At 36.7% G+C, this 12,804-nt stretch carries 12 protein-coding genes; 5 read left to right on the forward strand and 7 right to left on the reverse strand.

Features of this window, described 5'->3' with window-relative positions:
- Positions 1 to 17: 17 nt before the first annotated feature.
- Both JM81_RS13405 and JM81_RS13410 read left to right on the forward strand, forming a co-directional pair.
- The gene (locus JM81_RS13405) at positions 18 to 377 is read left to right on the forward strand and encodes a YraN family protein (protein WP_144804158.1); all 360 of its coding nucleotides are present in this window, start codon (positions 18 to 20) and stop codon (positions 375 to 377) included.
- A gap of 95 nt (positions 378 to 472) precedes the next feature.
- Positions 473 to 1,132 (forward strand): aspartate kinase, encoded by a 660-nt coding sequence (locus tag JM81_RS13410; RefSeq protein WP_089258864.1) that lies wholly within the window; start codon positions 473 to 475, stop codon positions 1,130 to 1,132.
- On the opposite strand, the gene JM81_RS13415 is transcribed toward JM81_RS13410, so the two are convergent.
- The 7 genes from JM81_RS13415 to mfd all read right to left on the reverse strand — a co-directional run bounded on the left by JM81_RS13415 (position 1,129) and on the right by mfd (position 9,525).
- Positions 1,129 to 2,448 (reverse strand): TlpA disulfide reductase family protein, encoded by a 1,320-nt coding sequence (locus JM81_RS13415; protein WP_144804160.1) that lies wholly within the window; start codon positions 2,446 to 2,448, stop codon positions 1,129 to 1,131. The two genes, JM81_RS13410 and JM81_RS13415, sit on opposite strands and share 4 nt — an antisense overlap.
- A gap of 116 nt (positions 2,449 to 2,564) precedes the next feature.
- A complete protein-coding gene (locus JM81_RS13420; RefSeq protein WP_144804162.1) occupies positions 2,565 to 2,909 on the reverse strand; it encodes a hypothetical protein in 345 nt (114 codons plus the stop codon).
- Positions 2,910 to 2,913: 4 nt separating this feature from the next.
- Positions 2,914 to 3,243 carry a TerB family tellurite resistance protein gene (locus JM81_RS13425; RefSeq protein ID WP_089258870.1) on the reverse strand — a complete coding sequence of 110 codons (330 nt, stop codon included), beginning with the start codon at positions 3,241 to 3,243 and terminating at the stop codon, positions 2,914 to 2,916.
- A gap of 94 nt (positions 3,244 to 3,337) precedes the next feature.
- Complete coding sequence (locus JM81_RS13430) at positions 3,338 to 4,606, reverse strand: serine hydrolase domain-containing protein (RefSeq protein WP_144804164.1); 1,269 nt, start codon at positions 4,604 to 4,606, stop codon at positions 3,338 to 3,340.
- 53 nt (positions 4,607 to 4,659) lie between these two features.
- Positions 4,660 to 5,673 (reverse strand): 3-dehydro-L-gulonate 2-dehydrogenase, encoded by a 1,014-nt coding sequence (gene yiaK / locus JM81_RS13435; RefSeq protein WP_222430305.1) that lies wholly within the window; start codon positions 5,671 to 5,673, stop codon positions 4,660 to 4,662.
- A 151-nt stretch (positions 5,674 to 5,824) separates the two neighbouring features.
- Positions 5,825 to 6,157: a TerB family tellurite resistance protein gene (locus JM81_RS13440; RefSeq protein ID WP_144804166.1), complete on the reverse strand. Its 333-nt coding sequence runs from the start codon at positions 6,155 to 6,157 to the stop codon at positions 5,825 to 5,827.
- The gene (mfd, locus tag JM81_RS13445; protein WP_144804168.1) at positions 6,157 to 9,525 is read right to left on the reverse strand and encodes a transcription-repair coupling factor; all 3,369 of its coding nucleotides are present in this window, start codon (positions 9,523 to 9,525) and stop codon (positions 6,157 to 6,159) included. Before mfd ends, JM81_RS13440 begins: the two co-directional genes overlap by 1 nt.
- Before the next feature lie 262 nt (positions 9,526 to 9,787).
- Between mfd and JM81_RS13450 the strand changes: the two genes are divergently transcribed.
- From JM81_RS13450 to JM81_RS13460, 3 genes are all read left to right on the forward strand, one after another.
- Positions 9,788 to 11,539, forward strand: a complete 1,752-nt coding sequence (locus tag JM81_RS13450) for a hypothetical protein (RefSeq protein ID WP_144804170.1) — start codon at positions 9,788 to 9,790, stop codon at positions 11,537 to 11,539.
- A complete protein-coding gene (locus tag JM81_RS13455) occupies positions 11,540 to 12,145 on the forward strand; it encodes a hypothetical protein (RefSeq protein ID WP_144804172.1) in 606 nt (201 codons plus the stop codon). It begins immediately after the preceding gene.
- Between the two features lie 309 nt (positions 12,146 to 12,454).
- Positions 12,455 to 12,793, forward strand: coding sequence for a hypothetical protein (locus JM81_RS13460; RefSeq protein ID WP_144804174.1), 339 nt, complete (start codon positions 12,455 to 12,457; stop codon positions 12,791 to 12,793).
- Positions 12,794 to 12,804 lie beyond the last annotated feature (11 nt).

Consider the following 12,804-nt stretch of genomic DNA (forward strand, 5'->3'; position numbering starts at 1 on the left):
ATTTATGCAACAATATTATGGGGAAACATAATGAATTTGGAAAGGAAGGTGAGGAAATAGCGGTAGAACATCTTACCAAGAAAGGGTATAACATCCTATATAGAAATTACAGATACCTCCAAGCTGAAATTGATATTATTGCTAAAAAAAATGATGATCTCGCCATCGTTGAGGTCAGGTCCCGACGGTCTGATTATATTGAACCAATAGCCGAAACCGTTACCCCTAAGAAAATTAAACTTTTGGTTATGGCGGCCAATCATTATGTTACGGAGAACGATTTAGATGTTAATGTACGCTTTGATATCATTACCATTTTAAAAAATAAGATGCGTTTTGAGCTTGAACACTTAGAGTCCGCATTTTACCATTTTTAGGTAATAGACTGGTTAAGTAGATTTTATATAAAAACATTTTGTTTTATTTATAACAAGTTGTTATATTTGCACTATAACAGCAACCAAACAACAAAATGAAGACAATATCATCAGTCGTAGAAGAGTATATTAAAAAGAAACCATTTTTACAGAGTGCATTGGCTCAAGGAATCATCAACCTTACCTCATTATCACGTATTGTGAAACCGGAAATTGAGCATGAGCTAGGTAAGGATATACGTAACGGTGCTATTGTAATGGCCTTAAAAAGATTGTCCGATGATCTTGAATTTAGGGCAACACATAAAATCTTAAAGGTTTTGAAGAATATTGGTGAAATTACCGTTCGTTCTTCCTTGACCGATTATACATTTTTGGCATCGGATAAAATATTGGTACACCAAGCCAAATTGTTGGAAGAAATCAACAATAATCAAGATGTATTCTATACTTCTAGCCGTGGTGTCAATGAAATTAATATCGTGATCAGTAATGTAATGGACAAAACCGTTGAATTATTGTTCAAGGATGAGAAATGCACGCAAAAAGCAGAGGACCTTTCTTCCATAACCGTAAAGCTACCTGCAGAAAATGTATCTGTTCCCGGTATTTATTATTTTATTTTTCAACGTTTGGCATGGGAGGGCATTGTACTTTATGAAGTTATCTCTACTACCAACGAGTTTACGATTTTGGTCAATGATGAACAGGTGGATATGGCCTTTAAAACCATAAAGGATTTAAAGTCGCTCTAATTTTCCAAGAAATCTATTAGTTCCTTATCGGATTCGGGTTTGGCAATAATTCGTTTTTCATTGTCCAGAACAATGTAGGTAGGAGTGCTCTGGATACCAAAGGTTTGAGCATATTCACTCTCCCACTTACCTAATGCAATCGCATGGTTGAAATCCGGTAAGGTGGCGGACACTTTTTTCCAGTTGGTATCATTATCTTCCAAGCCTACCGCTATGATTTTTAAGCCATTGAATTTTTTTAGTTCCTTGTGCAGCGCAGGTAATTCCTTTAGACAATGTGAACAGGTACTGCTCCAAAATACAAGAAGGTAGTTTTCTGCCTTATCCATGGTAGATAAGGAATGCGTTTTACCATTTTTTTGCCAAGATATATCTGGTGATATAGCACCAATCCTTAGTCTAGATGCCATGGTAATTTCATCTACCATGGATTGATTGCCATTGGCAATGGCCAATTTTTTTAAATGATGTTCAAAAATATAATCCGCTACGTTGGACATCGCGTTGACATCAGCTATTTTCCATAACTGGTGCATAGCTTTCACTTGAAAGGATATTGGGGTGGCATTAATAAAATTGGCGGTTGTTTCTATATTTTTTATCACCTCTTGGTCTAAATTTTCTGCACTGTTAATTGTCAAAGGCAAAGCGGAAAAAACATAGCTTGAAAATTTGTCCGTTAAGAAATTGGAACCTTGCAGAATTTTGTCATTGACATTTAAATGATCAAAATGATGAGTTTTTTTATGTTTTAGAAAAAGTTCCAAACTTTCATATTGGCCTGGTATATATGGTCTATTTGCTTTGATGAAAATATGCGCAATGGTGCCATTGAATTTTTCTTCGTACGTCTTTTGAACGTTGTTCAGGTTTACTGTGAGCGTCTTAAACTTCTCTTTTGAGGTATTTCCGTTCTCATAATACTCCATTAATTGGTCCTGAGCTTCGGTAATTGCGTTAAAATAATCATTGTAGGCCTTATTTTCCTTGGAATTGGTAATGTTTAGTCCCTGATCCAAACTAAAGTTAAAAGTTATTTGTTCCTTTTTATCATATATAATATCAATATAAAATTCATCTTGCGGTACTGCATAGACTAATCTGTACATGCCCGGTTGCGCAGTTATGGGCATGGTCAAGGTAAAGGTACCTTCCTTAATTGAAGTATCTGTCACATAGCGTTCCCCTCCTGGGGTAAGTTCATAAGCTATAAGCCATTTAAAATCCTTGGCAGGTGAAAATTTACCTGAAATGGTTCCTTGGGCGTTCGTAAACCAAACACCTAACAAAATATATAGAAATAATAATGGTTTCATAACTGGTTAAAAGCAATTAACGGGCCAAAATATAGTGTTAATACCTTCTTGTGAGATAAAGGCTTATAATGTAAAATTAATAATTGCAGATCAATAGAAATTTATAGAGATAAAATTTATGAAAGGTTGTCTTTTATGGTTGAGCGCTCTATGCCCATATGGTCTAGCGCTTCCATAATCTTAATGATTTCCTTTTCATGTAAATAGCCGTCTGCAATTGCTACTTGATCCAGTAGTTGGGCCAAAACCTGTTTTTTATCCAAAGGCATATTGCCCAGTACTCTATAAGCTTCTTCTTTGTTTAAATCCCTTGCTTGACCAATAAAAAAAGTGTTAAAATCAAATCGCTGCATCAGTTCGGTCAATAATCTCATTTCGGCCGGATCTACCTTACTGTCCGCCAAAATAACATAATCTACCATTTTGACCAGGGCCAATTTCTCTTCTCTAGTAAAAGTCATACCATTAATCCGTTTCTTCGCCTATACCAATATTGATAAATGTTTCTATGATCAGATCCATTTCCTTTTTGTGCACAGATCCATCGGAAATGGCAACTTCATCCAAAATTTCCGCTAGTGCCTTTTTTTGCTCATAGGGAATGTTGTATAGGGTAACAATGGCATTGTCGTAATCCAATTGCTTTGTTCGTTCAATGAAAGCATCATCAAAACCAATTACTTTTTTTAACCTATTAAGTATTTCCAGTTCTGCGGGGTGAACTTTACCATCTGCATTTATAACCTCGTAAATCATCTTTACAAAGGCCGCTTTTACAAACTCTTCAAATTTCATGCGTATGTTTTAAAAGCAGAAAGATAAGTAAAAAGCAAGAATTTATAGGGTTCTAGGCGAACCAATTCATTCAGTTAATAATAACATTAGTCTTTTATTTATTAAACGGATACGGTCCATAAACGGCATCCCTGAATTTTTTATGCAAACCAATTTGGTCATATGGGAACAGTTGCACAAAAAGTACAGCGGTAAGTTCATTGACGGGGTCTACCCAAAATAAAGTCGATGCCGCACCATCCCAGTAAAATTCACCTACGGTTCCATTATTTTCCTCGGGCGTTTTGGGCGGTGCTACACGAACGGCAAAATCAATTCCAAATCCTACCTGACCTTTTGATGGTAGCCAAGAGCGTTCTGTAATACTGTCCGCCAATTGATTGGTTGCCATTAGTTGTACTGTTTCCGGTTTTAATATCCTGACATCATTCAATTGGCCTTCATTGACCAGCATTTGGGCAAAACGCATATAATCGTCCAGGGTAGAGGTGAGCCCGGAGCCACCCCTGGTCAGTGGCCAATGTTCGGTATAATTGTCATAGGTAATAGTATCTTGAACCAATACACCCTCATCTTTCCTAATATAAAGTTTGGCAAAACGTTCCCTATCCTCCTCAGGAATAAAATAGCGTGTCTCTGACATTTTTAATGGATCTAGAATATGGTTTCGGACATACTCACCATAGGGTTTACCAGATATTCTTTCTACCAATAGTGCTTGTACGTCAACGCTTGGTCCATATTCCCATTGGGTGCCGGGTTGAAACCATAATGGAATTTCTCCCATTTTCTGGGCCATTTCCGTAAGGGTATTTTTACGGTTCATGGCATCCGCTTTTTTCATTAGGGAACTTAAGCCCGGTATATCGTTTCTGTTGGGAAAACCTGCGGTATGTCTGGTAATGTCCCTAATAGAAATTTCCCTATGTAAATCCATTGTCTTTATATTGCCATGTTCATCTACTCCGTTATAAACTGTCATGTTAGTAAATTCCGGAATGTATTTTGATATTGGCTCATCTAATTCAAAGAGCCCATCTTCATATAAGGTCATTAATGCCGTACCGGTAATAGGCTTGGTCATGGAGTAGATTTGGACAATTGTATTGCGGTCCATAGGTTTTTTTGCCGCTATATCTGCAAAACCAAAGGCATTGAAATACACTTCTTCCCCATTTTCGAAGATAAGTGCGGAAACGCCGGCTATATTTTTGGTATCCACAAAATGGTTGAGAACCGAATCTATTCTTGCCTTTGCCAAAGGAGTAATGATGGCAGCTTCTGTAGGGCTTGTTTTTTTGGGAGCTTCCTTGCAGTTTATAACAAAAAACGGCACTAATAGCAGATAGTATATACCTTTCATAATATGTGGAAATGATGTCTTTTAAATGTACTAAATATAATCCAGTCGATTATCTAACGCGCCAATGCTAAAATCTCATTCCATATTTTACTGCTTACCTTCATGCCCTCTTTCCTGTTCTTTGCTCTTACAGCCAGGGTACGTTCACCGGGATAAAATGTTGCGCCCCCTTTTTTCATGGGGTCCACATCTTTAGTGTAGGCTATGATCTCATTAATAAGTTCTTCCTGAAGCTCCTTATCTGAGAATACACTGGGGTCAATACATAAAAATACTTGAGAAATTGCTGTCTCGCTTCCTTTTTGACCAATTTTAAAAGTGGAACTTCCTGCGGACAAAAGTGTAGCCAACATATCTAAAATCATGGATAGGGCAGAACCTTTCCAATATCCAACGGGAATTGCTCGGCCAGAGTCAATGATATCCTTTGGGTTTTTGCTTAATTGATCATGGGAATCCCATCCTCCATTAAAAGGTAAGGTTTCATTTTTTAAATGTAAACTTTCCATTTTGCCAAATGAAAATTGGGACATAGCCATATCCAAAACAATTTGGCCTTCTTTTCTAGGTATGGCAATTACCAATGGATTATTGCCTATGCGATTATGCTTACCACCCCAAGCAGGCATGTTTGGGGTGGTATTGGTGAACATTATTGCTATACAGTCCTGGTTTGCCGCTTGCCAACCGTAGGTGCCACCACGCATCCAATGATTGGTATTTCTTAAGGCTACCAATCCCATGCCGTGGTTTTTGGCCAGCGAAATTGCACGGTCCGTGGCAGTAATGGCATTTAGGACACCAGATCCCAAATTACCGTCCCAACGCTCCATACTTCCCATTTCAGCAATTTTAGTAGGTGATGCACCAATGTTTATAAGTCCCCTGCGTACATAATCTATAAATACCGGCACCCTATTAATGCCATGAGAAGTAATTCCGTCTAACGTACTTTCCGTATGTATTTTTGCTAATGTCAGTGCCTGGGTTTCTGAAAAAGAGTATTTGAGAAATACAGCTTTTAGCACTTTTTGCATTTCTTCCTTAGAAATTAAGACCTCGTTCAAGCTTATTAATATATTTTGGTTGAAACAACAAGATACACAAGTTGACAGGTCTTTTAAAACAATGGGCTATAAAACCAAATGATTACTGAAAATTGAATAGATTAAAGCAAAATGATCTTTCTAGAAAATAGATATTTGGAATAGGGATATGCTAACCTCTTTTTGCCTTCATCATACCTATGGCGTTATAAATATAGTTGATTAAATCATTTTCCTTTTCGTGAATAAAACCATCTGCCAAGGCTACATCCTCTAAAATTTGTGCGAGATTATTTTTCTTGTCCTGAGACATTTTCTTTAAGATAACTACACTCTGGGCCGTATCTATGGTACGTGCCTGTATTAGAAAATTACTGTCAAAATCTATGATAGACATTAATCTGCTCAATGCATTTATTTCGCCCTTATGTATTTTACCATCTGCAACAATTACAGCATCAATTACGTTGACTATGGCCAACTTTTCAGATAAATCAAAATTCATTAAACAATATTCTTTTCTTTTATTTCAAACGGCTTTAACGCTAAATAGGCCCGGTCTACAGACCTAATATTTTCAAATACCAATAATAAGCGTAACCCATTGCGAGTCTGTTTTTCTTTAATCTTGCACTGCTGTGCGTGAGATTGTACGTATTGTAAAACTTGTGTAAAGGTAGTGGTTTGATAAAATGCTGATTGTTGGTCACTAATAAAGTAACCGATCATTTTACCTTTTTTCATTACAATTTTCTCTAACCCAATACTGTTTGCAATCCATTTTATACGAACGGAATTCAATAAATCCGCAGCTTCGTCCGGCAATTCTCCAAAACGGTCTACCAATTGCGACTCAAATTTCTGTAACGCCTCTTCATCCTTTATTTGGTTTAAGTCTGTGTATAAGGTAAGCCTTTCCGTGATATTATTAATATAATCATCCGGGAAAAGTAATTCAAAATCAGTATCTAGTTGTGTTTCCTTGACAAATACCTTTTCTTGTGGCCCCTCAACCTCATCATATAAATCCTTAAACTCGTTCTCCTTAAGTTCTTCTATGGCTTCGGCCAATATTTTTTGATAGGTCTCAAAGCCAATTTCATTGATGAAACCACTCTGTTCTCCACCTAAAAGGTCTCCTGCACCCCTTATTTCCAAATCTTTCATGGCAATATTAAAACCACTGCCCAATTCCGTAAATTGCTCAAGGGCTTCTATTCGTTTACGCGCATCGGTAGTCATGACCTCATAAGGGGGTGTAATAAAATAGCAGAATGCCTTCTTATTGCCACGTCCTACACGACCACGCATTTGGTGTAAATCACTTAAGCCAAAGTTGTTGGCATTATTGATGAAGATGGTATTGGCATTGGTCACATCCAGACCGCTCTCTACAATAGTAGTTGATACCAGTACATCAAATTCACTGTTCATAAAGCCTAGCATTAATGCCTCTAGTTTTTTACCGTCCATTTGACCATGGCCAATACCCACCTTGGCATCGGGGACCAAACGTTGGATCATACCGGCAACTTCCTTAATATTTTCAATTCTGTTATGTATAAAGAACACCTGACCGCCACGTTCTATTTCATAGCTTACGGCATCCCTAATGGTTTCTTCGTTAAAACGAATGACTTGACTTTCAATAGGGTATCTATTTGGTGGGGCTGTGGTAATGGTAGATAAATCCCTAGCGGCCATTAAACTAAACTGTAATGTTCTTGGTATGGGTGTTGCTGTCAACGTTAGGACATCTACATTTTCTTTGATGGATTTTAATTTGTCCTTTACCGCTACGCCAAATTTTTGCTCCTCATCCACTATCAAAAGGCCTAAGTCCTTAAACTTTACATTTTTGTTGACCAACTGGTGGGTACCTATGATGATATCCACTTTACCTTCTGATAATTTTTGTAATGTTTCTTTTTTCTCCTTTGCCGTTCTAAACCTGTTTAAATAATCTACCGTTACGGGCATATCCTTTAGGCGTTCTGCAAATGTTCTATGGTGTTGAAAAGCCAAAATAGTAGTTGGTACCAAAACGGCAACTTGTTTACCGTTGTCCACTGCTTTAAAGGCGGCCCTTATGGCAACTTCCGTTTTCCCGAAGCCTACGTCCCCACAAATTAAGCGGTCCATAGGCCGTTCACTTTCCATATCCCTTTTTACATCTTCTGTGGCGGTACTTTGGTCTGGGGTGTCCTCGTAAATAAAAGAGGCTTCCAGCTCATTTTGTAAATAACTGTCGGGGTTATATTGAAAACCTTTTTCCAGCCTTCGTTTTGCATAGACCTTAATAAGGTCAAAGGCAATCTTTTTAACCCTGGTCTTGGTTTTGTCCTTTATCTTTTTCCAAGCTCCGGATCCTAATTTGTATATTTTTGGCGGGGCACCGTCCTTACCGTTGAATTTTGAAATTTTATGTAAGGAATGTATACTTACGTATAGAATGTCTCTTTCCCCGTACATAAGTTTGATGGCCTCTTGTTTTTTACCCTCAACATCTATTTTTTGAAGTCCGCCAAATTTACCTATGCCATGGTCTATATGGGTAACATAATCCCCAATTTCTAATTTATTGAGTTCTTTTAGGGTAATGGCCTGTTTCTTGGCGTAGCCATTTTTTACATGGAATTTATGGTAGCGCTCAAAAATTTGATGATCCGTATAACAGACCAATTTTTGGTCCTCGTCTATAAAACCTTGAAATAAGGGGAATACTATAATCTGATAATGTACTTGTTCGTTAACTTCCTCAAAAATATCATGAAAGCGTTTTGCCTGTTGTTCGCTTGCGCAGAAGATGTAATTGGTATACCCCTGTTCACGGTAACTATTCAGGTTTTCTATGAGGAGGTCAAACTTTTTGTTGAAAGAGGGTTGGGGTTTTGTATGATAGGCAATAGTTGTCGTTTCCTCTCTTTTAGCATCCATAGTAATACAGGTAAACTCTGCTAAATGCTTTTTAAAGTCAGCACCACCCATAAACAATTCTTCGGGTTGGGCGTGTTTTATATCTGTGGATAGTTTGGTGAACGCTTCTTTTGCTTTTTCAAAAAAATCGTCTAAACGACCGTATAGAAAATCGGTGTTTTTGGAAAATACCAATGTTTTGGAAGCCACATAGGATAAAAAACTTTGCCTTTTCTCGGTCAAAAATTTATTGGCCATATTTGGAACCACGGTAATGGATTTTACCTTTTCCTTAGATAGCTGTGTTTCTACATCAAATGTTCTAATGCTGTCTATCTCATCCCCAAAAAACTCTATTCTATACGGCTCATCATGAGAGAAGGAATACACATCCACAATACCTCCCCTAACAGAAAATTCACCGGGTTCGGTAACAAAATCCACTCGTTTAAACTTGTATTCAAACAGGACTTCATTTAAAAAATCAAGGGAAAGGGTATCTCCCAATTTCATTTTTAGGGTACTCTTATCCAGCTCCTTTCGGGTAACAACTTTTTCAAAAAGTGCATCTGGATAAGTGACTATAATGGCCGGTTTTTTTCTGGAGTTGATCCTGTTCAAAACCTCGGCACGTAATAGAACATTGGCATTGTCCGTTTCCTCAATTTGGTAAGGTCTTCTATAACTGCCGGGATAGAACAATACATCGTTCTCGCCTACCAAGCGTTCCAAATCGTTCAAATAATAGGCGGCTTCTTCCTTATCATTAAAAATTGCCAAAAATGGTCGGTCGGTACTTTTAAAGACATGGGTCAATACAAAAGATAATGAGGAGCCGGTAAGTCCTTTTAATTGTATTGTTTCGGTTTCCTTGTTTTGAGATTGGGCAATAGTTTTCAGCAGTTTCCCAGTTTGGGGAGACTGTTCATACCGTTGTTGGATTGAAGAATGACTCAACAGAAAAAGATTTTTGCAAATATAAGGATACGGTCATAAAAGAAATGTGGATAAATGACGTAATTTCAGGGTGTAAAACGTCTATGGAATATTTTTAATTTTTCAAAAATATATTTTACCTAATCAAAATACAGGTAGTTCGTCGATAAAATAAAGCATTTCATCGTAAAAATATAAAATCCTCTATTTTTATAAGGGTTTTTTAGGTGCATTTAAGGCCAGGTTTTTTTTAACTTGAATGGAAACTAAATACGCCAACCAAATGAAAATACCTTTAACTACTAGAAGTATTCCTTATTTCTTATTGACTTTCCTAATTCTTCTCCATGCAAGATGTGTAGAGAAGGACATTATAGATTTGGATATTAAGGACATGGATAATATTGAAAAGTCTTTAATTGATAATGAACAAAATATACCAAGCCCAGTGTTTGAGGTAAGTTCAGAGGATGTTCCACATGTAATTGGCACTATTGAGGAGTTAACTGGTTCAAGAAGCCTTGAATCCAAAAATGTGTACTTTAAAAAGGGGCTTATAGATATGAACTCTATCCTTAAAGTAAAGGATAAAAAGACTAAAAGGACCAATTATACATTCCAGGTATATGTTACTGGCCAGAAAGAAGGTGAGTTTTTTAACATGATTATTTCTGAAGACGAAAAAGGTAGGACTTCTAAACCTTATGTACGGCACTATGTCGTAAACCCAGAATATTTAGAAGAATATTTGGCTAGCGGGGAAGATTTCTCATATTTTAAGGGCACTTATTATACCTACCGTTTTGACAGTTTTTTCAATGCTGTGGACTTAGGTAAGGGCTCTAAGACTTTAAAAGGAAGTGATTGTGATTCTGATGGAACTACAGTTGGTCCGAGCCCAGGTGGTTCGGTATATAACCCTGAACTTATTCAGGTAAATGGTGCTAATAACTGGTATGGACCATCTTATTTTGGATACCTAAATTTTCCCAGTTCCTCTGCCGGCACCTCAAATACAACACATAACACAGAAGCCTATGTAAATAATAATGAGGGGGGTACCAATGAGTATGCAGAAGTAGAGTCTACCTATGGAATTGTCCAGATTAGAACAGATAGTGAATTCATAGATGTTGATTTATATAGGGTGATAGCCACTAACGTAACAACTACCAAACTTAGTGGTGGTAATTTTTATATTAATAATGCCGGGCAACAGTGTAGTATTAAGATTACTACTAAAATTGTGTATATAGATGGGAATTCCGTTTTAGTAACCGAATATTCTGGATGTGATGATAGCCCAATGCAAAAAACGGCCCGTTCTCTTACCGCGGCTTCTAGTGATTGCCCAGACGGAGACGATGGGGAAGTGGCGGTGTTTAATAGAGCAACTGTAAGGAATATAAAGGAAAAATTGGATTTGGAGTATTATACTCCTGAATTTGACTGGATATCTTCCAATCATGCAGAGGCTGATAGATTGAACAATTTTATAAAAGCAAACACGAATACCACAACAGGTGTACTTGATTCGGTGGCTAAGGAGTTTGGCCTTATTGCTCTAAAGGCTTTGATGGAACGATATAAAATTGATTATGAGAATGAGATTGTAATACTCGACCCTAGTTGTGAAAGTTTTGATTTCTATAATGTCGGCACTACAGGTGTACAGGTTGCAGCAGTAAATGGAATATGGGATGTGGTTACCAAGTGGGGTAAATGTCCTGGTATTGGTGTCGCTGCATCTTATCAAACCTATTATTTCCACTTACCATCATATAGAAATAGTTCTTTAGCAGCAGAACAATCAGCGGATGCCTTGGCTAATGCGTTTTTTGATTTGCAATCATGGTTTCGTAAACAACCCTGTAGTCAGATAAACGCTGGGGTTCTTGCATATAAAATGGATGAGTTTATAAAAGAGAGTTTTGAAGATATTGGTGGTCAAGCAACAAGAAGTGCTCCAAACGGCTGGAAAGGGGTTGCTCGACCATATAGGGAAGATTATACGGATTCTGATAATTGCTATTAAATGAAAGTTTATTTATACCTTTTGCTAATTTTTTCCAACGATTATCAAGAAATGAATATTGATTATGATTTTTTGGACAGATCAATAACAGAGTTATTTCAAGGTCTAGAATATATTGAATGTAACAATGAAAATTTTACAGAATGTTATTTCCCTGCTAGTAATTACAGCACTATTTCCGGAACCCCAACAAACTATAATTTTTTGGGATTTCCTGTACAGAAAATAGGAGCATATGTCAACACAGAAAATGAATTGAAAAAATTAACATTATCTGTCAAAGTACCTAACGGTCGTTTATTTTATGATAAAGTGGTAAAAAAATACGGAATGCCAGAAACATCTAGCTTATCACAATTTTATTTAGAAAAATATGGATACAAAACTCCCATGGAAATCGAAAAGGATTCATGGAATGAGTCTTATGAAAATATTAACAAACCAAAAATGGAGGATCTTTCCATTATTAAGAGTTCCAATTGGTATGGTATAAATGAAGGTTCTGGACGAACTTCAATAGGAATGGTAATAAAAAATAAAACCAACCCTCAAAATTTATTTTCTGAAAAGGAGATATGGATAACCTTCATAAGAGAGAAATATTAGTTCCCCTTTTGGCGTGAGGATATTGCTCGTGCCTAAACCATTATACTAATACCCCCAGCACAAGCGTGACGCTTGCGCTAACTAGGGAAGGTTCACAGGCGTTTATAAAAGAAAAGGAAATGGATTATTTCAACAATAATGTCGGAAGAAAATAGGAAGAAATCAATCAACAGGAATTTTTGTATTGATAGAAGCCGTAAAAAATGCTGGGGATCTTAGGTATTTAAGTAATCACACGTTTAAAAATGGTTTTTATAATGCGAACAATAGTTCAATTCTGATTCCAATAATCAATAAATTGAAAATAAAATGGTTAAGAAAATTATACTTTCAGTTTTGATTATTTCTTTTTTTTCTTGCAAAAAGGATCACAAGAGAATCAGAATTTTAAGCTTCAAACAAGAAGAAAGACTTTTAGTTGAACCTTATGGTTTAATGCCCTATTCCATGTTTAATTTAAGGATAAAAGGATATGTAAATGATACAATTTATTTGAGAACTGAAGGGGTCTATAACTTGGAGTTCAAGCTACATGGTAAGATAGATACTCTATGGAATAGTGATTATTATGGTGAGGGGCCAATTGAATGTATATTTCTGCCATATAAAGCAACTGAAGGACAGTTAGATATTGAAATGAAACTATAGGCCTTACCATT

Source organism: Maribacter sp. MAR_2009_72 (assembly GCF_007827235.1).
GTDB classification, from domain to species: Bacteria; Bacteroidota; Bacteroidia; order Flavobacteriales; family Flavobacteriaceae; genus Maribacter; species Maribacter sedimenticola.

Bases quoted from the DNA above. Each gene is read 5' to 3' on its own strand.
- JM81_RS13415 (WP_144804160.1), bottom strand. From the start codon at position 2,448: ATGAAACCATTATTATTTCTATATATTTTGTTAGGTGTTTGGTTTACG.
- JM81_RS13450 (WP_144804170.1), top strand. From the start codon at position 9,788: ATGAAAATACCTTTAACTACTAGAAGTATTCCTTATTTCTTATTGACT.
- JM81_RS13420 (WP_144804162.1), bottom strand. From the start codon at position 2,909: ATGACTTTTACTAGAGAAGAGAAATTGGCCCTGGTCAAAATGGTAGAT.
- JM81_RS13405 (WP_144804158.1), top strand. From the start codon at position 18: ATGGGGAAACATAATGAATTTGGAAAGGAAGGTGAGGAAATAGCGGTA.
- JM81_RS13440 (WP_144804166.1), bottom strand. From the start codon at position 6,157: ATGAATTTTGATTTATCTGAAAAGTTGGCCATAGTCAACGTAATTGAT.
- JM81_RS13425 (WP_089258870.1), bottom strand. From the start codon at position 3,243: ATGAAATTTGAAGAGTTTGTAAAAGCGGCCTTTGTAAAGATGATTTAC.
- JM81_RS13460 (WP_144804174.1), top strand. From the start codon at position 12,455: ATGGTTAAGAAAATTATACTTTCAGTTTTGATTATTTCTTTTTTTTCT.
- JM81_RS13430 (WP_144804164.1), bottom strand. From the start codon at position 4,606: ATGAAAGGTATATACTATCTGCTATTAGTGCCGTTTTTTGTTATAAAC.
- JM81_RS13410 (WP_089258864.1), top strand. From the start codon at position 473: ATGAAGACAATATCATCAGTCGTAGAAGAGTATATTAAAAAGAAACCA.
- JM81_RS13455 (WP_144804172.1), top strand. From the start codon at position 11,540: ATGAAAGTTTATTTATACCTTTTGCTAATTTTTTCCAACGATTATCAA.